The sequence below is a fragment of the Comamonas sp. UBA7528 genome, assembly GCF_002479375.1.
Lineage (GTDB): Bacteria > Pseudomonadota > Gammaproteobacteria > Burkholderiales > Burkholderiaceae_C > Comamonas.
This window is the reverse complement of record NZ_DLMU01000009.1, coordinates 363,057-386,657: the sequence shown is the minus strand read 5'-3', so window position 1 is coordinate 386,657 and position 23,601 is coordinate 363,057. Positions and strand designations below refer to the sequence as shown.

At 61.0% G+C, this 23,601-nt stretch carries 20 protein-coding genes; 7 read left to right on the top strand and 13 right to left on the bottom strand.

All coding sequences use genetic code 11. From position 1 onward, the window contains the following. Positions 1 to 3: 3 nt before the first annotated feature. Together B3349_RS12785 and acnA are read right to left on the bottom strand one after the other, a co-directional pair. The gene (locus B3349_RS12785; RefSeq protein WP_291589139.1) at positions 4 to 900 is read right to left on the bottom strand and encodes a GntR family transcriptional regulator; all 897 of its coding nucleotides are present in this window, start codon (positions 898 to 900) and stop codon (positions 4 to 6) included. Between the two features lie 26 nt (positions 901 to 926). Then, entirely contained in the window at positions 927 to 3,563 is a 2,637-nt protein-coding gene (gene acnA / locus B3349_RS12780; protein WP_291589137.1) for an aconitate hydratase AcnA, read from the bottom strand. Between the two features lie 277 nt (positions 3,564 to 3,840). Between acnA and B3349_RS12775 the strand changes: the two genes are divergently transcribed. The 4 genes from B3349_RS12775 (at position 3,841) to B3349_RS12760 (ending at position 8,326) form a co-directional block, all read left to right on the top strand. Further along, positions 3,841 to 4,893 (top strand): lactonase family protein, encoded by a 1,053-nt coding sequence (locus B3349_RS12775; RefSeq protein ID WP_291589135.1) that lies wholly within the window; start codon positions 3,841 to 3,843, stop codon positions 4,891 to 4,893. Positions 4,894 to 4,901: 8 nt separating this feature from the next. Then, positions 4,902 to 6,248, top strand: coding sequence for an MFS transporter (locus B3349_RS12770; RefSeq protein WP_291589133.1), 1,347 nt, complete (start codon positions 4,902 to 4,904; stop codon positions 6,246 to 6,248). Between the two features lie 27 nt (positions 6,249 to 6,275). Then, positions 6,276 to 7,256 (top strand): Bug family tripartite tricarboxylate transporter substrate binding protein, encoded by a 981-nt coding sequence (locus B3349_RS12765; RefSeq protein ID WP_291589132.1) that lies wholly within the window; start codon positions 6,276 to 6,278, stop codon positions 7,254 to 7,256. An 80-nt stretch (positions 7,257 to 7,336) separates the two neighbouring features. After that, the gene (locus B3349_RS12760) at positions 7,337 to 8,326 is read left to right on the top strand and encodes a Bug family tripartite tricarboxylate transporter substrate binding protein (RefSeq protein ID WP_291589131.1); all 990 of its coding nucleotides are present in this window, start codon (positions 7,337 to 7,339) and stop codon (positions 8,324 to 8,326) included. Between the two features lie 291 nt (positions 8,327 to 8,617). Here B3349_RS12760 and B3349_RS12755 read toward each other — a convergent pair whose 3' ends face one another. The 8 genes from B3349_RS12755 to B3349_RS12720 all read right to left on the bottom strand — a co-directional run bounded on the left by B3349_RS12755 (position 8,618) and on the right by B3349_RS12720 (position 17,343). Further along, the gene (locus B3349_RS12755) at positions 8,618 to 8,803 is read right to left on the bottom strand and encodes a tautomerase family protein (RefSeq protein ID WP_291589130.1); all 186 of its coding nucleotides are present in this window, start codon (positions 8,801 to 8,803) and stop codon (positions 8,618 to 8,620) included. Between the two features lie 111 nt (positions 8,804 to 8,914). Then, positions 8,915 to 11,374, bottom strand: coding sequence for a membrane-bound PQQ-dependent dehydrogenase, glucose/quinate/shikimate family (locus B3349_RS12750; RefSeq protein WP_291589129.1), 2,460 nt, complete (start codon positions 11,372 to 11,374; stop codon positions 8,915 to 8,917). Positions 11,375 to 12,123: 749 nt separating this feature from the next. After that, positions 12,124 to 12,918, bottom strand: a complete 795-nt coding sequence (locus B3349_RS12745) for an SDR family oxidoreductase (RefSeq protein WP_291589128.1) — start codon at positions 12,916 to 12,918, stop codon at positions 12,124 to 12,126. A 105-nt stretch (positions 12,919 to 13,023) separates the two neighbouring features. After that, on the bottom strand, positions 13,024 to 13,347 hold the full coding sequence (locus B3349_RS12740; protein ID WP_291589127.1) for an antibiotic biosynthesis monooxygenase family protein: 324 nt from the start codon (positions 13,345 to 13,347) through the stop codon (positions 13,024 to 13,026). Between the two features lie 47 nt (positions 13,348 to 13,394). Next, positions 13,395 to 13,793, bottom strand: coding sequence for a cupin domain-containing protein (locus B3349_RS12735; RefSeq protein WP_291589125.1), 399 nt, complete (start codon positions 13,791 to 13,793; stop codon positions 13,395 to 13,397). Positions 13,794 to 13,830: 37 nt separating this feature from the next. Beyond that, the gene (locus B3349_RS12730; protein ID WP_291589123.1) at positions 13,831 to 15,201 is read right to left on the bottom strand and encodes an NAD-dependent succinate-semialdehyde dehydrogenase; all 1,371 of its coding nucleotides are present in this window, start codon (positions 15,199 to 15,201) and stop codon (positions 13,831 to 13,833) included. Positions 15,202 to 15,207: 6 nt separating this feature from the next. Further along, positions 15,208 to 16,191, bottom strand: a complete 984-nt coding sequence (locus B3349_RS12725; RefSeq protein WP_291589121.1) for a Bug family tripartite tricarboxylate transporter substrate binding protein — start codon at positions 16,189 to 16,191, stop codon at positions 15,208 to 15,210. A gap of 42 nt (positions 16,192 to 16,233) precedes the next feature. Further along, positions 16,234 to 17,343, bottom strand: coding sequence for an Ldh family oxidoreductase (locus B3349_RS12720; protein ID WP_291589119.1), 1,110 nt, complete (start codon positions 17,341 to 17,343; stop codon positions 16,234 to 16,236). A gap of 106 nt (positions 17,344 to 17,449) precedes the next feature. Between B3349_RS12720 and B3349_RS12715 the strand changes: the two genes are divergently transcribed. Continuing rightward, positions 17,450 to 18,367 carry a LysR family transcriptional regulator gene (locus tag B3349_RS12715; RefSeq protein ID WP_291589117.1) on the top strand — a complete coding sequence of 306 codons (918 nt, stop codon included), beginning with the start codon at positions 17,450 to 17,452 and terminating at the stop codon, positions 18,365 to 18,367. 164 nt (positions 18,368 to 18,531) lie between these two features. On the opposite strand, the gene B3349_RS12710 is transcribed toward B3349_RS12715, so the two are convergent. Continuing rightward, the gene (locus tag B3349_RS12710; RefSeq protein ID WP_291589115.1) at positions 18,532 to 19,047 is read right to left on the bottom strand and encodes a HugZ family pyridoxamine 5'-phosphate oxidase; all 516 of its coding nucleotides are present in this window, start codon (positions 19,045 to 19,047) and stop codon (positions 18,532 to 18,534) included. A 355-nt stretch (positions 19,048 to 19,402) separates the two neighbouring features. On the opposite strand from B3349_RS12710, the gene B3349_RS12705 reads away from it, so the two are divergent. Together B3349_RS12705 and B3349_RS12700 are read left to right on the top strand one after the other, a co-directional pair. Continuing rightward, complete coding sequence (locus B3349_RS12705) at positions 19,403 to 20,176, top strand: 2OG-Fe dioxygenase family protein (protein ID WP_291589114.1); 774 nt, start codon at positions 19,403 to 19,405, stop codon at positions 20,174 to 20,176. Positions 20,177 to 20,279: 103 nt separating this feature from the next. After that, positions 20,280 to 20,717: a universal stress protein gene (locus B3349_RS12700; protein WP_192333912.1), complete on the top strand. Its 438-nt coding sequence runs from the start codon at positions 20,280 to 20,282 to the stop codon at positions 20,715 to 20,717. 357 nt (positions 20,718 to 21,074) lie between these two features. Here the strand turns inward: B3349_RS12700 and B3349_RS12695 are convergent, their stop codons facing one another. Both B3349_RS12695 and B3349_RS12690 read right to left on the bottom strand, forming a co-directional pair. Then, positions 21,075 to 22,061 carry a Bug family tripartite tricarboxylate transporter substrate binding protein gene (locus B3349_RS12695; RefSeq protein ID WP_291589111.1) on the bottom strand — a complete coding sequence of 329 codons (987 nt, stop codon included), beginning with the start codon at positions 22,059 to 22,061 and terminating at the stop codon, positions 21,075 to 21,077. Positions 22,062 to 22,674: 613 nt separating this feature from the next. Next, the gene (locus B3349_RS12690) at positions 22,675 to 23,436 is read right to left on the bottom strand and encodes an SDR family NAD(P)-dependent oxidoreductase (RefSeq protein WP_291589109.1); all 762 of its coding nucleotides are present in this window, start codon (positions 23,434 to 23,436) and stop codon (positions 22,675 to 22,677) included. Positions 23,437 to 23,601: the final 165 nt, after the last annotated feature.

Sequence of the window (23,601 nt, the reverse complement as noted above, 5' to 3'; positions counted from 1 at the left end):
AGGTCAAGGTTTAAGAATGCCGCTGATCTTTTCGAGGTTGCGCAGCGTACTGGACAGGTGCTCTCGCATGGCTTGCGAGGCTTCCTCATTGCGCCCCTGCTCGAGCAGGTCGAGCAGATGCAGGTGCTGTTTGCAGTGTTCCCGGTAGCGAGACCGCTCCTGCATGGAGCGGTAGGAAAGCAGCCGGCGCACGCGGTTCACGCGGCGAATGGTTTCGATAAAAAATGGGTTGCCCGAGCCTTCCACCAACGATTCGTGGAAGCGGACGCCGCGGTCATGAAGGGCGTCGGCGCTGTCTGTCTCGATACCGCCTTGCAGCAGATGCATCTCGGCTGCGCGACAGCGTTCAATCACTTCTGGGGCCAAGTGGTAATTGGGCTCAAGCAAGGCCGCGGGCTCAACCGCCAGCCGCAAGCGATAGGACTGCAACAGGCTGTCGGCCGTGGTCAGCATCGAGGAAAAGCTCCAGCCGTAGCCAGGCTTCTTCTCCGCCCAGCCTTCCAGTGCAATGCGCGTCATCACGCTGTTGAGCTGAGCGGGTGTGAGCTCGTAGCGCTGCTTGATCTCGGTTTCCTTGAAATCGGTCGGCAGTAAACCCCGCAGCCTGTCGTCGGCAATACGGAAATAGACGTCCGCGACGACATTGGTTTCATCTATGCCGAGTTTTCCCGCCCAGTCTTTAGCCGGGCCGTCTACCTTGGTGGCGAGGAAATAGCCACGGTTGAGCTCGCGTTTGAGGATGCCCTTTTCCGCCAACAAAGCCAGGGCTTCGTTTATTGGGGAGCGGGAGACCCGCAAACGGTCGGCCAGGAGTTGAGCAGGCAGGTGGCTGCCCACCGGCATAGACTCGGTCTGAATCAGATCGAGAATTTTGGTGACAATGGTTTGTTCGGTCCGCATAGGACCGAATTGTCCATTTAACCCAGTCATCGCGTCGAGACATCCTTACGGTGTTGCTCCAGCATGCGCTGGAGCGTGGAGGGAATCACCCCACCTTTGCGCAGCAGGTCCACTTCCAGTTGAGTCTCTACGGCAGCAGTTGCGGTCAGTTGTTCCCTTGCTCCGTTGGCACGCAAGATGTGCACTGTCACAGGGCAACGAGGGCTGATCGATGCGGCGGGGGCGTCCACTTGCACTCGGTCACCTAGCTGTAGGTTGAGCGACATGGGCGTGACACCGGCAGGGAAGCGCAGCGGCAGAATCCCCATGCCGATGAGGTTCGAGCGGTGGATGCGCTCGAAGCTGTTGGCCAGCACGGTGCGTATGCCCAAGAGTCGTTGGCCTTTGGCTGCCCAATCGCGCGATGAACCTGTGCCATAGCGCTCGCCAGCGATGAGCACCACCGAATCACCTTCGGCGGCGTAGCGCCGTGCCGCGTCATACAAGGGCATGACTTGGCCGCTGGGTGCGTGAACCGTATGTGCTACAGGCACATCAGGCGCAAGCAGGTTTTTCAGTGTCTTGCTGTGAAAGGCGCCGCGGACCATGACCTCCCAATTGCCGCGCCGTGAGGCGAACACATTGAGGTCGTTGCGGTCATCGCCACGTTCCACCAGGAAGTCCGCAACCAAGCTGTCTTTGGGGATGGCACTGGCGGGCGATATGTGGTCGGTCGTAATGTCGTCCCCAACCACCAACAACGGGTATGCGGTGTAGTTCCCCAGCATGCTTCCTTCGCCCAGGTCGGCAAACGGCGGTCTGCGCAGGGCCGTGGATTTGGAATCCCATGGGTAGAGCGGCGTGTCAGGAGCAGGTAGTCGGTGCCACAGCGGATTTTGGGATGCGATGTTGAACGCACGGAGGTAGTCCGAAGGGTCTTGCGATGCAGCCAGACAGGCATCAATTTCCTCTGCCGTGGGCCACAGGTCGCGCAAGTAAATCGCACGTCCGTCTGCCGTCACCTGGATGGGGTCGACACGCAGGTCTTTTTCGGCATTTCCCGCCAGACCAAATGCGATGACCAGAGGGGGCGACATCAGAAAACCCAGATCCAGGTCGGGATGTATCCGTCCGGGGAAGTTGCGATTCCCGGACAGCACAGCGACAGGGTGGATAGCCCCAACTGACAGCGCCTCTTGAATCGGTGGCAGCAACTGGCCAGGATTACCGATACAGGTAGTGCAGCCGTAACCCACGATGTCGAAGCCTACCGCTGACAGGTCGTCGGTCAGACCCGCGCGCTGCAAATAGTCTGCTGCTGCGGGAGACCCCGGCCCCAGGGATGTCTTGACCCATGCCGGTGCTTTCAGTCCAAAGGCTCGAGCCTTGCGCGCGAGCAGACCGGCCGCAACCAGAAGGCGTGGATCAGACGTGTTGGTGCAACTGGTGATGGCCGCAATCGCAATGGGGTGGCGCGGCATGGCTACCTCGGACCTTGGCTGGAAGTCCATTGCTTGCAGCAAACGAGCGGTCTCACCGTAAGCATGCAGGTCCTGAGGGCGGCGAGGCCCTGCGACATGCATGTCGATGCGGTCCAGGTCCACTTCAATGGTGCGGGTGTAGCGTGGCGTGGCCGCAGGGTCGAACCACAGGCCAACGGCCTGCGTCAGCACTCCCACGCGCTCGACGGCCTGCGCGCTGCGGCCCGTGGTACGAAGGTACTCCAAGGTCGTTGCATCGACCGGGAAGAAGCCGGTGGTGGCACCGTACTCCGGCGCCATGTTCGCCACCACGGCGCGGTCCCCCGCGCTCAGGCTTGACACCCCTGGGCCAAAGAATTCGACGAATTCGCCAGATACGCCAATGGCGCGCAGTCGGCTGGTAACGGTCAGCGCAAGATCGGTGGCGAGCACTCCGGGACGCAACTGACCGGCCAGGCGCACACCGATCACATCGGGAATGCGCAGCATCGTGGGCATGCCGAACATCACGGTCTGGGCCTCCAATCCGCCCACACCCCAACCCAGCACGCCGATGCCATTGATCATGGGCGTGTGGCTGTCCGTGCCGATCATCATGTCTGGCACCAGCCAAGCCTGGCCATTGCGCTCTTGCGTGGTGACAACGGTGGCCAGTTGCTCCAGGTTGATGGTGTGCATGATGCCCGTGCCGGGAGGGTTGATGCGTACCCCCTGAAGCACCTTTGACGCCCACTGCAGGAAGCCGTAACGCTCGGCATTGCGGCGTATTTCGAATTCCATATTGATGCTTGGTGCATCGGCCCTGGCAAAGGCCTCCACAGCCAGGGAATGGTCAACCGACACATCCACCGGCAGGCTGGAGTTGAGTACCGAAGGGTCAAGTCCTGCTTCGGCCAAGGTGCTACGCATGGCCGCCAAGTCCACCAACGCCGGGGTGCTGGTCGTGTCGTGCATGAGCACACGCCCCGGCTGATAGGCAATTTCTGCTTCGCTCGTGCCCGTGTGGGTCCAGTCCAAAAGCGCTTGGATGGCTGCTTGTCGTTCGTCGCCGGTCATGTTGCGGGCGGCGTTTTCCAGCAGCAGACGAAGCACGACGGGCATTTGCGCCAAGTGCGTGCCTGCCAGCTGCGGCAAATCGACGGCTCGGTAGGTGGTGCCTTCAGCCGTCAATGCAATCGTGGGGATCGTCTCAGTGTTTTCCATGAGATGAATTTTGCATTTAATGCAAATAAAATGCAAACCAGTGCAAACCCTAGAGACCCACACGATGCGCTGCACCGCGCTTCGAAAGAGAGCTTTCGTGACCCTTGCCTTTCCCTCTGATGCCCCTGCGGCTGAGTTGACTTTGTCGATCTCGCGTCGCGAATGGCTCGGGCGTGGCCTGTGTGCCGCACTGGCAACTGGCGCAGCCGTAGACGTCTGCGCCACTTCCGTGCTGCCTGGTCGTGACGCAAAAGTCTCGCCATCCAAAGGATTCCCCATGTACGCCTATGTCGGCAGCCGCACCACCAAGGAAAGAAACGCCCGTGGTGAAGGCATCAGCATCTTTCGCGTGGACCCCGAGCTGGGTTCTCTAGAACTGGTTGCCATCGAAAAAGATTTGGTCAATCCGTCGTATCTGGCCTTGAGCAAGGACGGACAGTTTCTCTATACCGTCCATGGCGATGAATCGGAGGTGAGCGCCTTCAGGGTGGATCGTCAAACAGGCCGTCTCAGTTTCATCAACCGCGAGAGCACGCAGGGAAAGAATCCCGTGCACCTGGCCTTCGACCCGAGCGGGAACTTCCTGGTGGTCTCCAACCACATTGGGGCCAGCCTGGCTGTGCTGCCCGTGAATGCAGATGGATCTTTGGCACCGCTCAGCCAATTGGTGGCATTGGAAGGCGTAGTTGGGCCGCACCGCGTGGAGCAAAAGCAGGCCAAGCCCCACTTCAACCCTTTCGATCCTTCGGGCAAATATGTCGTGGTGCCCGACAAAGGCCTGGATCGCATCTTCAGCTTTGCCTTCGCCGATGGTCGATTGGTACCCGCTGTAACGCCTTTCGTGGCGGCCCGTGAATCCTCTGGACCACGTCACCTTGCATTCCATCCACGCCAGCAGCTGGCTTACGCCATTAACGAGCTGGATTCGACTGTCACAGCGTATCGCTTTGACGCGAGCACTGGCGCACTTGAGCCTTTCCAGTTGCTGTCTGCGCTGCCAGACACCTTTGCAGGAAACAGCCGGGCATCGGGAATCCAGATTGATGCCCAAGGCCACTTTCTGTATGCATCCAATCGAGGCTACGACAGCGTGGCAGTGTTTTCCATCGATGCCTCTTCGGGACGCCTGACTTTCCAGGGGGCGCAATCCACGGGCGGAAAAACACCGCGCTTCTTCGCCTTGTCTCCCAATGGCCGCTTCATGTTCGCCTTGAACGAGGACAGCGACTCCATCGTCACCTTGGCTGTAGACCCCAATAGTGGGGTGCTATCCGAGACCGGCGCGCAAGTGCGCTCCGGCAGCCCGGTGTGCATGGTCTTTTCAGCATGAGGCCGGTTATGAACGACATCCAGCTCCCACCCGATCAGGAAAAGAAGATCGTGCGCAAGGTCACTTGGCGCATCATTCCTTTCGTCTTCCTGCTGTACATCATTTCCTATCTTGACCGGGCCAACATCGGCTACGCGGCCTTGCAGATGAATGCAGAGCTGGCGCTGACCAGCGAAGCGTTCGGGTTCATTTCTGGCATCTTCTTCCTGGGATATTTCCTGTTCGAGGTGCCCAGCAACGTGATGCTCAACAAGTACGGGGCACGCGTCTGGATTGCCCGTATTCTGGTCACCTGGGGGCTGCTTGCCGCTGCAAGCGCATTCGCCCAGAACGCGACGCAGCTGTACATCCTGCGCTTCCTGCTGGGGGTGGCAGAGGCCGGCTTTTTCCCAGGGATCATCGTTTATCTGACCTACTGGTTTCGCTCCAAGGAGTTGGCCACCACGGTGGCTTTGTTCACGGCGGCGATTCCCGTGTCGTACATCATCGGCGCGCCGATGAGCACGTTGATCATGGACCATATCCATTGGTTTGGCTGGAGCGGCTGGCGATGGATGCTGTTCCTGGAAGGTATCCCGGCCGTGTTTCTGGGGGTGGTCTGCTTTTTCCGACTGACCGATAAACCAGAGCAGGCGAAGTGGCTCACTTCGCATGAGAAGCAATGGCTGGCGGCCGAGCTGGAGCGTGATCGGAAGTCACGCAAGAACGTCAAGCACCTGACGGTGTTGCAGGCCATGGGCAATGGCAAGGTCGTGTACCTGTCATTCATCTATTTCGTGTACCAGTGCGGCAGCCTGGGTGTCGGTTACTGGATGCCTCAGATCATCAAGGGCTTCTCGGGCGCGCTGACGCACACTCAGATCGGGCTGATCGCCATGGTCCCGTATGTAGTGGCGACTGCTGCCATGGTGATGTGGTCGCGCCGATCGGACCGCCAAGGCGAGCGCAAGCTCCACTCGGCCTTGCCGCTGCTGCTGGCCGCCCTTGCGCTGCTCGGCGCCGGCTTCGTGGGCAATCCCTACCTGGCAATGACGCTCATCAGTCTGGCTCTGGCTGGTCTTTACGCTTTCAAGTCGCCTTTCTGGGCCTTGCCCACGCTGTTCCTGAGCCGCTCAACCGCGGCCGTCTCCATCGCTGTCATCAACTCCATCGGCAATTTGGGCGGCTTTGTGGGGCCCTATGCCATCGGCGTGCTCAAAGGAGGCGAAGGCGGCAGCGCATCTGCAGGTTTGGTGTTTCTCTCTGCCTTGCTGTTGGTGGCCTTCCTCATGACTTTTTTCATGCGCTTGGACGACAGCGACGGCAACGACGACGTGTCTGCCACGACACAAGACCTGGCGCCCAGCCGCACCTGACCAAAGAAAACATTTAAGGAGACAGCAATGCAATCGACCAACCTCAGCCTCTTACTAATATCTGCGACCGCCTTTGCACTACCTGCAATGGCGCAAAGCGGTGACTATCCCAGCAAACCCATCACCATCGTCGTACCGTTCTCAGCAGGCGGTGGTGTCGATGCAATGGCCCGATTGGTGGCCGAAAAACTGCGCGTCAGCCTGAAGCAGTCGGTGCTGGTGGATAACAAGCCTGGCGCCAGTGGCATGGTGGGGGCTGCTTTGGTAAGCAAGGCTGCTGGCGATGGCTACACCCTGTTGCTGGGCTCTGCGGGGGAAACCTCGATCAACCCGTTGGTCTACAAGGCGCGCATGCAGTATCAGCCTGAACGTGACCTTGTGCCCATCGCATTGGTTTCCCGGGTGCCCAATGTGCTGGTTGCCACGCCAAGTTTCCATGCAAACAGCATTGCAGAGCTTGCTGCTTATGCCGCCAAGAATCCGGGCAAGGTGACCTATGCCACCAGCGGTGTGGGCAACCCCCAGCACCTCAACGGAGAGCTGCTGCAGTCCATCCTCAACGTGAAGATGCAGCACGTCCCTTACAAGGGTGCGACGGGCCAGTTGGTTGATGTGGCCTCTGGTGCGGTCAATCTGACTTTCGTCAGTTACGCCGGTGCCGCCCCATTTCTCAAAGGGGGGCGAGTGAAGGCGTTGGCGGTGACATCGGCCAAGCGCACCAGCTTTGCCCCCGACATCCCTGCCATTGCAGAGACTCCTGCGGCCAAAGCATACGACCTCGAGAACTGGTTTGGTGTCTTTGCGCCTGCCAAGACACCGGCAGCTATCCAGAACAAGCTGAACGAAGCTATTGCCGTTGCGCTGAAAGACCATGACCTTGTCAAGCGTCTGCGCGAACAGGGAGGAGAGCCTGAACCGATGACCCAGGCCCAGTTCCGAGAGTTCATAGGCCGAGAAACGGCCAAGTACGCGCGCATCGTCGAGGCCGCAAACATCACCCCTGAATGAAGCTGCCTCGGCAGCTTCTGCAGGGGATGGCTCAACAAGGCGGCATAGACCGCCACTTTATCCAAAACAGGAGACACAACATGCATCCCACTTCTTCGACACGTCGCAAGATTGTCATCGGCACGGCCTTGGCCGCGAGCAGTATCTGGGCTGTAGCCCAGCAGGCACCGGTCAACTACCCCGCCAAAGCCATCACCATCATCGTGCCATTCGCAGCGGGCGGAAATACCGACGTGAAAACCCGGTTGGTGGCCAAGCGTATGGGGGAGATCTTGGGGCAGCCCATCATCATCGACAACAAGCCCGGCGCGAGTGGGAACGTTGGTATGGAGCTGGCCGGACGCGCTGCACCAGATGGCTACACCATCGCCATGGGCAGCTTTGGTCCCCTTGCGGTGAATCCCTGGATTTATCCCAAGCTCAACTTTGACCCGAAGTCCTTTGTGCCAATCATTCTGCTGGAGAAGAGCCCCCTGGTTCTGGTCGCACCGGCAGATCGCCCCTACCGGAATCTCGCGGACGCCATCGCTGCGGCCAAGTCGAAACCGGGTGTATTGAACATCGCCAATGCTGGACCAGGTGGTGCGCACCACCTCTCGGCTGAGCTCTTCGAGGCCGCGGCTGGTTTGGACATGGTGGGCGTCCCTTTTAAAGGAGGAGGCCCCGCCTCCACGGCCTTGCTGGCGGGACAGGTCGACCTGATGTTCGAGCAGACCGGTGCTGCGATGCCCTCCATTCAGGCCAAGAAGATCAAGGCTTTGGCTGTGACTTCGGCTGAACGTCTGCGGTCCATGCCGGATGTTCCTACCTTTGCCGAACTCGGCTATCCGGCGGTGACGGTTTCTAACTGGATGGGTTATGTCGCCCCAAGGGGGACGCCGTCCGCAATCGTGGCCAAGCTGCAGGCTGCGTTCGCTCAGGCCATGGAACACCCTGAGGTCAAGGAGCGCATCCTGTCTCAAGGCAACGAGTTCGGCGGAGGCAGCAGCCAAGACTTCTCGGCGTTCATCGCCAGCGAATCAGGCAAATGGGCCAAACTGGTCAAGGAACGCAACATCCGCATGGAGTGATGCAGAGGGGGGGCTTTCAGCCCTGCTGCTCACCATCGTCGCCCCGCTCGTTGTGCGTGCAATGAGCGGGGCGATTGCTTTATCACGGCAACGATGCCACTGCGCTTGCGAAGACCTGGTTGTGCCGTATTTTTTCCTGGATGCGGAACCCCAAGTCCTCGAAGGCAAGTTCTCAGATCGAATCCCTGGCCGCGCCTTTGTTGTTCCCTTTCCCTGAGAGGGGGAGCGGCGCTCCAAGTCGGCGAATTGAGCGGCGACTGGCAACCCTTCGCATTACCCGCCGCATGAGAATCAGCGCTCGCTGTACAGCACGCCACCGCGGGTCTTGTTATCGGCCTTCGCTTCCACGATTTGCACGACGATCCGGTCAGGCTGGGTGCCAAACGACTCGTGCACAGCTGTCGTGATCTTTTGCATGAGCATTTTCTTTTGCTCTGGTGTACGGCCTTCAACGGCATAGACGATGACTTCGGGCATAGGGGATCTCCTTCAAAGGATAAAAAAAGCCCGCCGCGATATGCGGCGGGCATCAAATCAGCCATGTCCCAGTTGGATGAAGTTTGAACATGGCTGCCTCACTTGCGCGTCTTACTTGGTGGTGGTTTCAGGCAGTGCCCAGGCAATGATGTAGTCGCCCAACTTGGTGGGAATGCGGTCGTGTCCGCCCACCACGGCCACCACGTATTGGCGACCGTTGCTCATGTAGGTGAGTGGCGATGCCTGGTTGCCTGCCGGCAAGCGCTGCTCCCACAGCTTCTCGCCAGTCTCTGTGTTGTACGCACGGATGAACTGGTCCAGGGCTGCACCGATGATGGTCACTCCACCAGCCGTGGTCACGCCCGTGCCGTCGCTGGGTGTACCGACTTCGAACTTGGTGCGCGAAGGGATACCCATCGGGCCGCTGTCATAGCCGGTGCCGAATGGTCGGCTCCACAGCACATCGGTGGTGCGCAGATCGATGGCGGAGATGAAACCCCAGGGCGGTGCAATGCAGGGCTGGTTCAGGGCCGACATCCAGGCTCCCTTGGTAGCGCCGTAGGGCATGCCTGCCTGGACCCGGAAACCTTTGCGTGCGCCTGGCTGTTCCTGGAAGGACTTGGCACCCACTGCGTCCATGCGTTCCCGTGACACCGTGCTCTGCATATAGGGCAGACGTTGGGTGTTGATCACGATAATGCCGCGCTTGAGGTCGGCCATGATTCCGCCCCAATTCAGACCACCATGATGTCCAGGGAAGACCAGAGAGTTCTGGTCCAGTGTGGGCGGCGTGAAGTAGCCGTCATAGCGAGCCTGCACAAATTCCTTGCGGCACTGCATGTGGTCGAACGGCGTCAGGCCCCAGGTCTTGGCTTCGGTCAGGACCTCGATTTCCTTGGACGGACGGCCCATGGTGAACGGCATCTTGGACAAGGGCTGGGTGGGCGAGGTGTGATCGCCTGCCACGGTGCCTTGAGGAACAGGGGTTTCAACCACGTCAACCAGCGGCTTGCCGTTGGTGCGGTCCAGCACGTAGAGCTGGCCTGACTTGGTCGCCTGGATCACGGCCGCACGGACTTTGCCTTCCTTGGGGAAGTCGATCAGATTGGGCTGAGGGCTCAGGTCGTAGTCCCAAAGGTCATGGTGCACGGTCTGGAAGTGCCAGGCCACCTTGCCGTTCGTGGCGTCGATTGCCACCAGCGAGCTCGTGTACTTTTCTTCCAAGGGGGTGCGGTCACCGCCGTAGAAGTCACCAGCGGCATTGCCTGTGGTGACGTAGACATAGCCCAGCTCGTCGTCAGCAGACATTGGCGCCCAGCTGTTGGGTGTGCTCAGTGTGTAGTCCTCGCCGGCAGGGCGGTGGGTATCTTCAGTGCCCAGATCCCAGGCCCAGCGAAGCTCGCCGGTCACGGCGTCAAAGCCGCGCACCACGCCAGAAGGGGCGGGCCGGACGTCCGAATCCAGCACACGGCCGCCGGTGATGACGACGCCGCGCACGATGGTGGGTGCCGAGGTGATGCCGGTCGAGCCCTTGCGGAAGTTGCCCATGCCCTTCTTCAAGTCCACAAAGCCGCCTTGGCCGAAGTTCGGGCAAGGCTGGCCGGTGGGTGCATCGACAGCGCCCAGGCGCAGATCGTTTGTCCCCCAGATGATGCGCTTGGAGCAGATGCCTTCAGCCTTGGGCACTTCGTAGTAGGACACACCACGGCAGTAGGCGCCGCCGTTGGAGAAGTAGGCGGGATCGTTCTTGGAGTCGAAGCGCCACTTTTCCTTGCCAGAGGTGGCATCGATGGCCACGATGATCTGCTTGGGCGTACAGGTATAGAGCGTGTCGCCGATCTTGATGGGAGTGGCTTCATTGAGATAGGCGGTCTTCTCACCTGGTGCCTTGTTGTCGCCGTGGCGGTACTCCCAGGCTTTCTCCAGCTTGCCGACGTTGGCCGGTGTGATTTGGCTGGCGCGCGAATAGTGGTTGCCCAGGTTGGAGCCAGCGTACGCGGTCCAGTTGGTTTCGTCATGCGAAGCCGCCACATTGCCGTCAGGCGAGGTCACTGCGTCACGGCTGAAATCCTGCTTGGGGCGTGCGTCAATGGTGTCTTGACCAGCCAGGTGTGCAGTGGTCGGTACGAACAGAGGCACCAGAATGGTTGCGCTCAGCAGAAGGGGCAAGGCGCCGAAAACGCCGAAGTACGTGGGTTTGATGCCCGAACCCAGGTGGGCACGAGCGGAGAGCCACAGAGCCAGGAATATGAAGCCGACAACTGCGAGCCATCCCAAACGAGGGATCAGTGCCCAGCCGTCGAAGCCGGCCTCCCACAAGGCCCACGCATACGTAGCGATGGTGATTGCACCAAAGACATGGACGCCAGCTTTGCGGCGTGCCATTAGCAGACCCACTGCTGCAACGAGAAGTACGCCTGCAGTCGCGTAGTAGTAAGACCCGCCTGCAAGCGCCAGTTGTCCACCCTTGAATGCCAGAGCCAGGCCGAGTGTGATGACCAGGGCTGCGTACAAGAGGAACACCCCTTGCGCAATGCCGAAGCCTCGCGGTTGTTGTTGTGTGTCAGTCATAAAAAGCTTTGAAAAAGAGGCATCTCTCACCGCCTTTGGAGATGGGAGAGGTGGCGCATCATTGCATATTGATTCGATAAAATGCAAAGTGTCTTATAGAAGACTGCATATGACTGCGGGTTTTTACCGATCTGAAAGCGTTTTTGGACCGAGATTGATTGGCCTCTTATTCATGTTTTTTCAACGTTTACAACGGATTGCGTGGGTTTTTCGTGTGGCAGAGGCTCGCCGGGGGAGTGCGCCACGATGGCTTCTCTTTGCACTTGGGCAACATCGTGGTAGCAGCGCAGGCATGCCAGTTGGCGTTGGCCAGGGTGTTCGCCAGCAAGGGCAGATGCTGTCGCGGGGCGTGTGATGACACGGCTGCTCTGGGGTTGGGATGTCAATCGGCCAGAGTTCTGTAGATGGCCTGTAGGCAGCGTGGTCGATGCCACACAGCCGGGTACAAAAGAGGGCGGCGGTAGCGATCCCTCATGCCAGAACGAGCGCCGCAAGTGAGTCAAAGCGAAGAGCTGCGGCGCAGGGCTGGAGCGGACCACAGAGACATGCGACGTCGCCTCGTGGGATGACCGCGGGGCGCAGGGCCTGTTCAAGTTGGCATGGCTGGAGACGCCATCGACAGCCGGCGGCGTTTCATGATGCACTTGCCATGAACCGCGCGCCGAGGGCTGTGACCGGCCGCATTCGGCCAGCATTGACGAACAGCTGGCGGGGCTGATACCCAGCCAGGCGCTTTCGTGCAGAGGACCTTAGCCCCGGCCGACGAAAGGCATCTTGGTGGCCATCACGGTGTGGAACAGCACATTGGCTTCTTGTGGCAGGTTGGCCATGTACAGCACCGATTGGCCGACGATGTTGACGTCGATGAGGGGTTCTACGGCGATATCGCCATTGGCTTGGGGTACTCCCTTCGCCATGCGTGAAGCAAGATCGCTCATGGCATTGCCAATGTCGATCTGGCCGACAGCGATATCGTAGGCCCGACCGTCCAGCGCTGCGGTCTTGGTCAGGCCCATGACAGCGTGCTTGGTCGCCGTGTATGCGATGGAGTTGGGCCGAGGTGCATGGGCCGAGATCGAGCCGTTGTTGATGATGCGACCACCGCGCGGGCTTTGGTCACGCATCACCCGGAAGGCCTGCTGGAGGCAATAGAACATCCCGTTGAGGTTGACGTCCACAACGTCGCGCCATTGGGCAGGGGTCCAATCTAAGAAGTTGCCCGGCGGATTGCCACGGCCTGCGTTGTTGAACAGCAGGTCCACACGGCCGAAATGCTTGACGGCCTGGGCGAACAGCTGCTCGACGGCTACCGGGTCGCAAACGTCGGTGGGCACACACAGTACTCGGTCACCCGCGCCGTGCCGTTGCTGCGCCAAGGACTGGACCTCATCCAGAAGGGCTGCGCGCCGGCCCGCGAGAACTACACAATAGCCATCGGCCAGCAAGGCCAATGCCACAGCTTTGCCAATGCCCGAGCCCGCTCCCGTGACGATCGCAGTTTTCTTGACTTTCACTTCGTATTGCCTTTCTTCATTGACTTGCATGGAGCATCGTTTCGCTTCTGCACAAGCGTCGTTTTATTGCATTTTATTAATATAAAAGTCAATAAATTGTGCGTCTTGAAAGCAGGAATGTCATCCTGAGCTTGGTCAAACAAGATCGAAATGCGCCACGGAAGGAGGACTAGCAAAGAAGGGACTGATCAACGCACGCCATTTCACAAAGGCGGGGGACTCCCTAAATCCGACCGTGTGATCCTCCAAGGTGTCCCAAGCGACGGTGAGCAAGTACCGGCCTGGTGTTTCTTGGCAAGAAAGAATTTGATGTTCTTGGTAGCCCCGGGCATTGCTGAGTACCTCTGCAACAGCTTGCGAAAGCACTCGTCCAAAGGCTGCATGTTCTTCAGGATGAACAGAGAAATCAGCCACCTCGATCACTCGGGTGCGATGCTCTGCGCGTGACATTTGGTTCATTTTTCGATTTCAAAAAAGGACGCCAAGCATGGGCTTGGCGTTTGCCATTACGAATGTTCGGCTGCGACTTCGCGCGTCTCTCCGGTATCCACCAGAGTGCGGGTTGCATCCATGCGACCATAAATCCAGAGAATCTTCATGCCCTGGGTCTCGGATTTGTTGCGGAAGCGATGAGGAACTCCCGAGGGAATGAACGTGGTGTCTTGGGGAGACAGTTCGTGGTGCTCATCGCCGATGTCGAAGATGGCTTCGCCCTCCAGCAGCATCACGCTTTCCTCGCAGTTATGGAAATGCCACGGTATCTTTGCGCCTGGCCCGAATTCTGTGATGCCATTGATAAAGGCAGTGGCACCAAGTTTCGAGGTGACCAAAGGAGTTGTGCGTGCACCGCCGCCTCGTTCAAAGGCTTTCAGGGATTTGGGGCGTAGGATGGTGGGTTCGCTCATGATCATCTGCTTTCGAAAGGTGGAAAGAGTCGGGCGCTCAGCGAGCAGGGCCGCTCCAGAGGGTTTTCACATTCGTGAATTCATGGAGGCCATGGGCGCCCAGCTCCCGGCCATAGCCAGATTGCTTGACGCCGCCGAAAGGCAATCGGGGGTCCGACGCGACCAAGCCGTTAATGAACACAGCTCCCGCATCGATGTGCCGGGCGAGCGCTCGCCCGTGGCTGGCATCTTTGGTCCACAGCGTTGCCCCCAAGCCAAACTCGGTTGCGTTGGCAAGTGCAATGGCTTCTTCGGTATCGCGCACGCGCAAAATGGCTGCGGCAGGGCCAAAAGTTTCTTGCTTGGCAGCGGTCATGTTTGGCGTGACATGGTCCAGCACGGTCGCCGGGTAGAAATACCCCGGGCCCGACGGCAATTCGCCACCCAGTTTCAACTGAGCGCCTTCTGCCACTGTCGCGGCTATCTGAGCATGCAGTTCATCGCGCAAAGAGCCGCGTGCCATCGGTCCCAGCCCCACGCCCTCGTTCAAAGGATCACCTTGCACAAGTTTTGATGCGCCATTGCAAAATGCTTCCACGAAGCGGTCAGCGATGGTTTCTTCCACAATGAAGCGCTTGGAAGAGATGCAGCTTTGGCCGGTGTTGGAAAAGCGTGCCTTGACGGCAGCGGCGGCAGCAGCCTCCACGTCTGCATCAGCCAGCACCACGAAGGGGTCGGAGCCTCCTAATTCGAGAACCTGCTTCTTCAGGGCATTTCCTGCCTGAGAGGCGATGGTGCGGCCGACAGGCGTGGATCCCGTGAAGGTCACTGCGGCAATGCGCTCGTCGTTGATCAGGCCTTCTACGGCAGAAGATGGCAACAAGGGCGCTGTGAACAAGCCTGGTGGAGCGCCTGCTTCGACAAACAGTGCCTCTAGGGCTCGCGCGCACTGAGGGACATTGGCAGCATGCTTCAGGAATAGTCCGTTTCCAGCGACGATGGCAGGCACGGCAGCGCGCATTGCCTGCCAGAACGGATAGTTCCACGGCATCACTGCCAGCACGATACCCAGCGGGTCATGGACAATTCTGCTATCTGAGGCGTTGCTTTCGATGGACGTATCACTGAGCATGCGCGTTGCATGCTCAGCGTAGAAGTCGCAAGTCACAGCGCATTTTTCGACTTCCGCCAAAGCTTCAGATAAGGGCTTCCCCATCTCCAGCGTGATCAAGCGTGCCCATTCACCTTTGTGCTTGCGAAGGGTCAGAGCCAGCTGGCGCAGTAGTGGGGTGCGTTGATTGACGTCCAGGCGACGCCATTCGCGCTGCGCCTTGTTGGCAAGATCCAGGGCCTGGTCAATGTGTGCGGGCTCATCGGGAGAGAATTGTCCCAATTGAGCTTCAGTGGCGGGGTTGATAGAGTTGAACATGCTGTGTCAATCTGCTGTGATGCTGGAGGTCTGGATGACTTTTTGATAGCGGTCGTACTGCTCGCGCAGCGCCGTGACAAAAGCCTCCGGAGTCGTGCCCTGGATGGTGAGACCCTGGGCTGTAAGTTGCTGCCGCGTGGATTCGTCCTTCAATGCCAGTGCTATGGCTTTGTGCAGTTGCTGCACGATGGATTTGGGCGTGCCTTTGGGCGCGACCATGGCAAACCAGGAATTGAAAAGAAAGCCTGAAAAGCCAGACTCAGAAACGGTCGGTACTTCGGGGTACTGGGAAAGACGTTGGGGAGCAGAAGCCGCCAGCAAACGCAGCTTTCCTGCTTGCACGAGGGCGTTGATCGTTCCTAGCCCTTGGAATCCGATATCGACTTCCCCCGTAGCCACAGCCAAGCCGGCAGGTGTCGCCCCTCTGTAGGGCACATGCATCAGCGAAATGCCTGCCCGCGATGCAAACATGGCCATGGCCAGGTGCTGCGGGCTTCCATTGCCGCCTGATCCAAAGGTCAGCTTTCCGGGAGCAGCTTTCGCTGCTGCCACGAACTCGCCCAGAGTGCGATAAGGCGCATCGGGCTTCACCACAATGCCCCACTCGATGGTGCCGACCAACGACACAGGTACAAAGTCCGTCAGTGCGTTCCAGCCCACCTTGGGATAGATATGCGGGACCATTGTCAGGATGCTGTCGTTGAAGCCTCCCATGGTGTAGCCATCCGGGCTGGCGCGCGCCACGCGCTCTGCTCCAATCAAACCGGCTGATCCCGGTTGGTTTTCGATGACAAAGCTCTGTCCGAGTTGTTGTCCCATCTTCTGGCACAGAACACGGGCTGCGTTATCCACTGCACTGCCTGCAGCAAGCGGCACAATCAGTCGTATCGGTTTCGTGGGATAGCTGCCAGGTTGGGTACTGGCTTGTACGGCGGGTGCTCCAATCGAGCAAAGAAGCCCGGCAGAGAAGGTACGTCGACGCAGTGGCATATTTGTCTCCTGAATATTTTGTTATGCCGGCTTCACGCTGACCTATCGGTCCAGAGGACGGATGGACAGCTGGTTGGCGAGTTCGTCAAGCTCGTGCACCAGTGCTTCGGGCAGGGGCACCCCGCGTTTGGCATAGTCAGACCGACGTTGATGGCTTTGTTCGCCGGGCAGCCAGATGCGGTCCACGTTGGGTAGACGTTCGCTGCTGCGGATATCTCGGACCAATGTGTCCACGGCATCCTTAAAGGGACCGGCCCCTCCGAAGGCTTCCAAGTCGATGACCAAAATGGCCTGACCCGTGTTCGTCGGTGTGGTGAAGTCAGCGTTGAAATCCACCACATCGCGGCCCATAGCGGCCCCCTGCAGCGTGCCAGCGAGCAGTCCAACGATCAGTGCGAGTCCGTAGCCCTTGTGACCGCCGATAGGCAGGAGGAAGCCTTCGTGCGAGCGGCTGGAATCTGTCAGTGGCTTGCCCTGCCGGTCGATCATCCAGCCCTCGGGAAGCGGCTCTCCGCGCTTGGCCTTGGCTTTGATCTTGCCGTATGCCGCAACTGTGGTTGCCATGTCGAGCACCACAGCCGGTTCGTCGCCAGCAGGAATCCCGGCGGCTATGGGGTTGGTCGACAGCAGCATGTCCATTCCTCCCCATGGAGGGAGATGGTTGGCATTTCCGACGGCGAAGTACAAGCCAATCATGTTGTGCTGTATGGGCATGCGCGCATACAACGAGGCAGGGCCAGCATGGTTGCTCGCTCGCGTGCCCACCCACGCCACTCCACACTCGCGTGCCTTGGCGATGGCAAGCTCAACAGCGCGCGAGACCACAAGGTGTCCCATGCCGTTGTCTCCGTCCACGACCGCCATAGCAGCGCGCTCGTGCACCACTTTGATGTTCGGTTGAACGTTGATTCCTCCGCTGCGAATGCGGCGGATATAGGGCGCCAGCCGGATGATGCCGTGCCCATCAGAGCCTTGCAGATCGGCTTCTCCCATCAGCTTTGCGACACGCGCAGCATCCTCTTCTGGAAGCCCGGCCGCCTGAAATGCTTCTTTCGTGAAGCGCTCCAAAGCAGGGCTGTTTATCCATAATGTTTTGCTATCTTTAGTGGCAGGCTTGTTCGCCGGAGTATCTGGATCAGGAAGCTTGGACAATTAAATTTCCCCTTAGTAAACGGGAGAAAGTTTATTGACCGTTCGACCTGAAGACCAATACTGAATTTTGGTCTATCCATATCACTTTGATATATCGTGTGGCTCCATGAATCTGCGCACCTTGAAATATTTCGTCGCGATTGTTGACGCCGGAAGCTTGACGGCCGCCGCCATAGCTGTGTCCATTGCTCAGCCCGCTTTGACTCGGCAACTTCGTGAGCTCGAGGAAGAAATGGGCGTGCAGCTGGTACAGCGAGGGCCTAGAGGCGTACGCCTCACTCAAGCGGGCGCAACGCTTTATGCCTCCGCGCGACGGATGCTTGCGGAGGCTGCGCGCGTAAAGCTCCAACTCAGCGGGAGTGCAGGAAAAAGGGAGGTGGTGTTGGGTGCTTCGCCAACGTTGACACGTGTCCTGCTACCAGGCGTGTTCGAGCGGTGCCATGAGACGTTGGCAGATATGCGCTTGTTGATTCAAGAGGCATTTACCCCGCAGCTTTTGAAGGCGTTGGAACGAAGCCTTTGTGACGTAGCTGTCGTAACCAATCCAGAACCCGACCGGGCTTTATCGATGGAGCCGTTGCTGGCAGAGCCTTTTGCACTGGTCACACCGCTCGCTCGTGATACCCCCGCAGTTGTTGCCCTGGCCGACTTGGCGGAGGTGCCGTTGCTCATGACCCGTTTGCATCGAGACATCGTGGATAGAACGTTAGCGCCACTGAATACGCGCCTGAAGATTCAGGCAGAGGTGGACTCGGTCGATACCATCAGAGAACTTGTGCTTCAAGGAAGGCGCGCAACTCTGATGCCAATTTCTGTGTTCAGAGATCGCAGATATCGCGATGTGCGAATCTCGGAAATATCGGGCGTGCAACTCCATCGGATGCTGGTACTTGCCACGCGCATTGACAACGCTCAGGACCCAGCAATTTCCGTCATATGTGATGTGGTGCGTGATGAGGCCTCGGCGCTGATTGCCCAGGGTTACTTCAGCTTTGGGCGTGAGGGCGAGGCTAGATCGCTGTGAGCAAGACTCTCCAATGAGCCGCCCGAGAATTCTCGGAGGCTGTTTGGGTCAATTCATAAGTGAATAGCCCGGCATTTCTGGACACCTTTGGGCAGTTTGGAATGTCGCTGTTCGAGCGCTACGGGTGATCGTGGTATGGGCGTGGGCCGGATCGCTGGCCGGTATCAGTCCCCGGGCTGCGGCGGGGCCTGCAGGACCTGCAGCAGTTCGTCGGGTGCGACATCGCGCGCGGCGCCGAAGCCGGCGATGTGGCGTGCGGCCAGCGGCGCCAGGCACACCAGGCGGAAGTCGCCCAGCTCCATCATGAAGCCCACATCTGGAAAGCGCGCCAGGTAGGCGCTGCGGGCGGCTTCCCAGGCGGGGCTGCCGCGCTCGGGGGTGCTGGCGCGCACCTGCAGCGTGGCGCGTTCCAGCGCATGGACCGGGGCGTCGGCTGCCTCCGGCTGGACCACCATCAGGCTGGCCAGCGGCTGGGCCTGCAGCTGCTGTGTGTGGGCTGCCAGACCCGACAGGTGCAGCACCAGCTGGCGGTGTTCCGTGTCGATGGCATAGGGCACGAAGGACACGAAAGGCGTGACCGGCGCGCCTTCGCCGGCCGGCTGGAGGGTGGCCAGGGCCGCCGTGCGGTGGTGGTGCAGCAGGGCGCGCAGGCTGCGCATCAAACGGGGTTCGTGGGCCATGGTCAGCGGGAGGGTAAGGCGATGGCGCATTCTAGGCAGTGCGGCGCAGGCGGCTGCGGGGCCATGTCAATGTGCGTGCGCAGACCCCGCAGGATGCGCGGGCCGCCGTGGGGGACGCGGGCGTGCGCGAGGTGCAACGCCCGGGCCGGGGTGTGGCGTGCCTGGCGCGGACGGCTTGCGCCAGGCCGTTTGGGCCTGGAGCTGCCCATGTGCCGGTTGGGGTGGGCAAGGTCGCGTGGCGTTGCGGGGCCTGCCTGCCGGGGGCCAGCACGGGATGCAAAAGTGCGCGCAAAACGGGACAGTTTGACGCAACTGCTCCAAGCCGGCCTGCAGCGGGAGTAAGCTGTAGTCCACCATGTCCCAATTGAGCTTTGCCCCCCCTTACCACTCGCCTGCCCATGTGGAGGCGCAGATCCGTGACCACGGTTTTGCCGTGCTCCAGCCTTCCGATGTGGCGCTGTGGCTGGGGACCACGCTGGGCGAGCTGCACCAGATGGATCCCGACTGGTCCGACCTGCCGCCCGATGCCTTCCTGCGCGATGGTGGCCGCTACCGCTTCCGCCGCCATTCCTGCTTTGTGGTGGAGCAGGGCGTGCCGCGCCAGGTGCCCCACCGCGCGCACTGGCAGCCGGTGGAGTACAACGCCCTGCACGGCGGCATGCAGCGCATGTTTGCGCCCATGTCCGATGCCACGGTGGCGCTGCCGGCCTGGCACCAGCTGGTGGAGCAGCTGGCCGCGCTGTCCAGTGCGCTGTTCGACCGCGCGCCCGTGCCCGGTCCCTGCTATGTGGAGGCGCACCAGTTCCGTATCGACACCGCCCAGGGCATTGGCCGCCCCACGCCCGAAGGGGCGCACCGCGACGGTGTGGACCTGGTGGCGGTGTTCCTGGTGAACCGCGCCCACATCAAGGGCGGCGAGACCCGCGTGTTCGAGGCCAACGGCCCGGCCGGCCAGCGCTTCACGCTGACCGAGCCCTGGTCGCTGATGCTGATGGACGATGCGCGCATGATCCACGAATCCACGCCCATCCAGCCGTTGCAGGACGGCGGGGTGCGCGACACCCTGGTGGTGACCTGCCGCCGTGGTGAATTTCAGGGTGACAAGGAATTGCAATCCGTTCAAGATTGACGGAAGTCAAGACGCCCGCAGCTCCCAGGCTGCAGACTGTGTTTCAAGGGCGCGCAGTGCGCGCCGGAACGTTTCCATTGGAATAAAACAGGAGTTCTCTGCCATGTTCAAGCACATTCTCGTTCCCGTTGATGGTTCTGAAACCTCGCTGCACGCCGTGGCCAAGGCCGCCGGTCTGGCCAAGGCCTTTGGCAGCGAAGTGACGGCCGTCTACGTGCTGGACCCCTATCCCTTCACCGGCGTGGGCGCCGATTTCGCCTACGGCCAGGCACAGTACCTGAGCGCTGCTACCGCCGAAGCCAACACCGCCCTGGAAGCCGTCAAGAAGCAGATGGATGAAGCCGGCGTGGCCGTGAAGACCATGGTGGGCGAAGGCCACGCGGTGCACGAAGGCATTGTGCGCGTGGCCGACTCCGTGGGTGCTGACCTGATCGTCATGGGCTCGCACGGCCGCCGCGGTCTGGAAAAGCTGGTGCTGGGCAGCGTGGCCCAGCGCGTGCTGAGCGCGGCCCGCATCCCCGTGCTGGTGGTGCGCCAGTAAACAAGCGGGTGCATCCGCGCTGCGTGGCCTGGGCCATGCAGCGGCAGATAAAAAAGGCAGCTTTGGCTGCCTTTTTTGCATGGTGCGTCAGTGCATGGGGTGGTGGGGGCGTTGCTGGCACGGCTGCATGGCAGCAGGGAGGCAGTGAGCGGGGCCGCTGTGCGGGCGACGGCGTGCGGCAGGCGGCAGACGCTCGGGAGTGCCCATGCAGCGGGGTGCCGCAGTGTCTGGTGGCCGCGCAGGTCGCTTCCGCAGGGCGTTGCCGCTGTGTGTATGCTGTTGCTGCCGTGCGGCCTTCGATGAAAAAAGCCCTTGCCGAAACGGCAAGGGCTTTTTACGTACTGCAGGGTATGCCGCTTACTGGATCTTGGCGCCCGAGGCTTCGACCACGGCCTTGGAGTGGCTGAAGTCGGCCTTGTACATGGCATCGAAGTCCTTGATGGACAGGGCTTGGGGCTCGGCGCCCTGGGCCAGGATGGCTTCGCGCACTTCGGGCAGGGCCAGCAGCTTGTTCACTTCGGCGTTCATCTTCTGGGTGATGGCGGCCGGGGTGTTGGCGGGCATGAACAGACCGTACCAGGTGCTGACGTCAAAGTTCTTCATGCCCGCATCCTGCATGGTGGGCACGTCGGGCAGCGAGGACGAGCGCTTGGCCGAGGTCACGGCCAGAGGGCGCAGCTTGCCGGCCTTGATCTGGCCGATGGCCGAGGGGATGGACGAGACCAGCAGGTCCACGTTGCCGGCGATGGCGTCCATCAGCGCGGGGTTGGAGCCCTTGTAGGGCACGTGGGTCAGCTGGATGCCGGCGGCCTTCTCGAAGATGTGGCCGGCGATGTGGATGCTGGTGCCGTTGCCGGGCGAGCCGTAGGTGATCTTGCCGGGCGTGGCCTTGGCGGCCTTGATCACGTCGCCGATGGTCTTGTAGGGCGAGTTGACGCTGGTGGCAATGATCACCGGGGTGTAGGCGATGTGGGCGACCGGCGTCAGGTCCTTGGTGGGATTCCAGGGCAGGTTCTTGTACAGATAGGGGCCCAGGATCAGGTTGTCCTTCTGGCCCATGACCATGTCATAGCCGGTGGGCTGGGCTTTCACGGCTTCGGTGATGCCGATGGTGCCGCCGGCGCCGGCCTTGTTCTCGGGCACCACGGTCCAGCCGGTGGCTTCGGTCAGCTTGTTGGCGATGACGCGCGACAGGATGTCGGTACCACCACCCGGCGGGAAGGGGATCACCAGGCGGATGGGCTTGTTGGGGTAGTCCTGGGTGCCGCCTTGTGCGAATGCGTGGGTGGCAGTGGCGCCCAGGGCCAAGGCCATGGAGGTGCAGGTGATCAGTTGGCGAAACATGGAAGAAAGGCTCCGGTGACGAGGGTCAGACTGGGACTGCGCAGGCCGGACAGGGCCAAGTGCAGATCCATCACAGAGTGGGCTGTTTCGATGATCGGGGAGGGTGGGTCCGCCATCAAGAGGGTTTGCTCCGGGTTTCGGAGCTTCAGGCCCCGGCGGTCATGCCGGGACGGCCCCGCGGACATGCATGCTGTGCCTGCCGGGGTTGCCGGCGTGGCGATGGTTGGTGGCATCTGTCCGATCGGGAGCAGCGGTCACAAGGCCCACAAAGCACGCTGTTGCGTGGGGAAGGCAGGCATATTAGCTGGCATTCCCCGCGGTGGTGAGCACCGGGGCACCAAAATGCGCACCGCCCCGCGTTGGTGCGGTGCACGCCGGGCGGGGGGCGTGGGCGGCGCTGGCCTGCAGCGCGCCGGGCGGGGTGTGGGATTCGCTAGAAAAGCGCAGTCTGGCTGAATAACTGGCTAGCCATTGCACGCTGCGTGGTGGCTCTGGCCGCTGGCGCCGGGCCGGGCATGGCACGGGCCAGGGCAAGGCAGGGGCCTTGCTTGAAGGTGTCGTTATTTGCGATGGCCTGGGTCGTGGTGTGCGAGCCGGGCCATCGCCGCCGCACTCAGGGCTGGCGCACGTCGGCCACGACCTGCTGGCCGAAGTCGGCCCGCTCCAGCCAGGCCAGGTTGCGGGCGGCCGCATCCTGGGGCGAGGTCAGGCTGCCGCTGGCGTGCAGCTGGGCAAAGCGTTCCACGTCCGGGAAGTCGGTGGCGGCGCTGGTGCGCAGCTGCACCTGCATGTCGGTGTCGATCACGCCGGGCGCTAGCGAGCAGATGCGTGCGCCGTGGGGCTTGGCGGCTTCGTCCAGCGCCACCGAGGCCGAGAAGATGTCCATGCCGGCCTTGGCGGCGCAGTAGGTGGCCTGCGAGGCGATGGCGCGGCGGCCCAGGCCGGACGAGATGTTCAGCACCTTGCGCGGCTGCGTCCAGTGTTCGGTGGCCTGCAGGAAGGCGCTGGTCAGCAGCATGGGGGCTTCCAGGCCCACGCGCAGGCCGTTGCTGACGGCCGACCAGTCGCTGTGCGACAGCGGGGCAATCGGCGGAATCACGCCGGCGTTGTTGATCAGGGTGGCGCTGGCGAACTGCGTGGCGTCCTGTGCCTGCAGCCAGTCGCGCAGGGCGGCGGCGGCCGCAGCCGGGGCCGCCAGGTCGTGCTGCCACTGCTGCAGCGGCACGCCCAGGCGGGCGGCCAGATCGTCCAGGGCAGCGTTGCGCTGGCGGGCGATGGTGATCAGCTGGTGGCCTTGCTGCAGCAGCTGTTCGGCCATGGCCAGGCCCATGCCGCGCGAAGCGCCGGTGAGGATGGTGAGGGGGCGGTTTTGCATGCTGCCGATGGTAGCGGCTGCAGCGGCAGCTACGCGTCACATCGGGGGCCAAAAACGGGGTGGGGGACAGCCGGGCCCGGGCCGCCGGGCGTGCAGGCGCAAAAAAAAGGGCAGTGCATGGTGGCACTGCCCTGGTTGTCCGCGTGGCCCGGCTTGCCCGGGCTG

Excerpts from the sequence above, each read along its gene's own strand:
- acnA (WP_291589137.1), bottom strand. The coding sequence starts at position 3,563 with ATGGAAAACACTGAGACGATCCCCACGATTGCATTGACGGCTGAAGGC.
- B3349_RS12735 (WP_291589125.1), bottom strand. The coding sequence starts at position 13,793 with ATGAGCGAACCCACCATCCTACGCCCCAAATCCCTGAAAGCCTTTGAA.
- B3349_RS12695 (WP_291589111.1), bottom strand. The coding sequence starts at position 22,061 with ATGTTTCGCCAACTGATCACCTGCACCTCCATGGCCTTGGCCCTGGGC.
- B3349_RS12760 (WP_291589131.1), top strand. The coding sequence starts at position 7,337 with ATGCATCCCACTTCTTCGACACGTCGCAAGATTGTCATCGGCACGGCC.
- B3349_RS12745 (WP_291589128.1), bottom strand. The coding sequence starts at position 12,918 with ATGCAAGTCAATGAAGAAAGGCAATACGAAGTGAAAGTCAAGAAAACT.
- B3349_RS12770 (WP_291589133.1), top strand. The coding sequence starts at position 4,902 with ATGAACGACATCCAGCTCCCACCCGATCAGGAAAAGAAGATCGTGCGC.
- B3349_RS12775 (WP_291589135.1), top strand. The coding sequence starts at position 3,841 with ATGTACGCCTATGTCGGCAGCCGCACCACCAAGGAAAGAAACGCCCGT.
- B3349_RS12740 (WP_291589127.1), bottom strand. The coding sequence starts at position 13,347 with ATGAACCAAATGTCACGCGCAGAGCATCGCACCCGAGTGATCGAGGTG.
- B3349_RS12750 (WP_291589129.1), bottom strand. The coding sequence starts at position 11,374 with ATGACTGACACACAACAACAACCGCGAGGCTTCGGCATTGCGCAAGGG.
- B3349_RS12755 (WP_291589130.1), bottom strand. The coding sequence starts at position 8,803 with ATGCCCGAAGTCATCGTCTATGCCGTTGAAGGCCGTACACCAGAGCAA.
- B3349_RS12725 (WP_291589121.1), bottom strand. The coding sequence starts at position 16,191 with ATGCCACTGCGTCGACGTACCTTCTCTGCCGGGCTTCTTTGCTCGATT.
- B3349_RS12690 (WP_291589109.1), bottom strand. The coding sequence starts at position 23,436 with ATGCAAAACCGCCCCCTCACCATCCTCACCGGCGCTTCGCGCGGCATG.
- B3349_RS12715 (WP_291589117.1), top strand. The coding sequence starts at position 17,450 with ATGAATCTGCGCACCTTGAAATATTTCGTCGCGATTGTTGACGCCGGA.
- B3349_RS12705 (WP_291589114.1), top strand. The coding sequence starts at position 19,403 with ATGTCCCAATTGAGCTTTGCCCCCCCTTACCACTCGCCTGCCCATGTG.
- B3349_RS12700 (WP_192333912.1), top strand. The coding sequence starts at position 20,280 with ATGTTCAAGCACATTCTCGTTCCCGTTGATGGTTCTGAAACCTCGCTG.
- B3349_RS12730 (WP_291589123.1), bottom strand. The coding sequence starts at position 15,201 with ATGTTCAACTCTATCAACCCCGCCACTGAAGCTCAATTGGGACAATTC.
- B3349_RS12765 (WP_291589132.1), top strand. The coding sequence starts at position 6,276 with ATGCAATCGACCAACCTCAGCCTCTTACTAATATCTGCGACCGCCTTT.
- B3349_RS12710 (WP_291589115.1), bottom strand. The coding sequence starts at position 19,047 with ATGGCCCACGAACCCCGTTTGATGCGCAGCCTGCGCGCCCTGCTGCAC.
- B3349_RS12785 (WP_291589139.1), bottom strand. The coding sequence starts at position 900 with ATGCGGACCGAACAAACCATTGTCACCAAAATTCTCGATCTGATTCAG.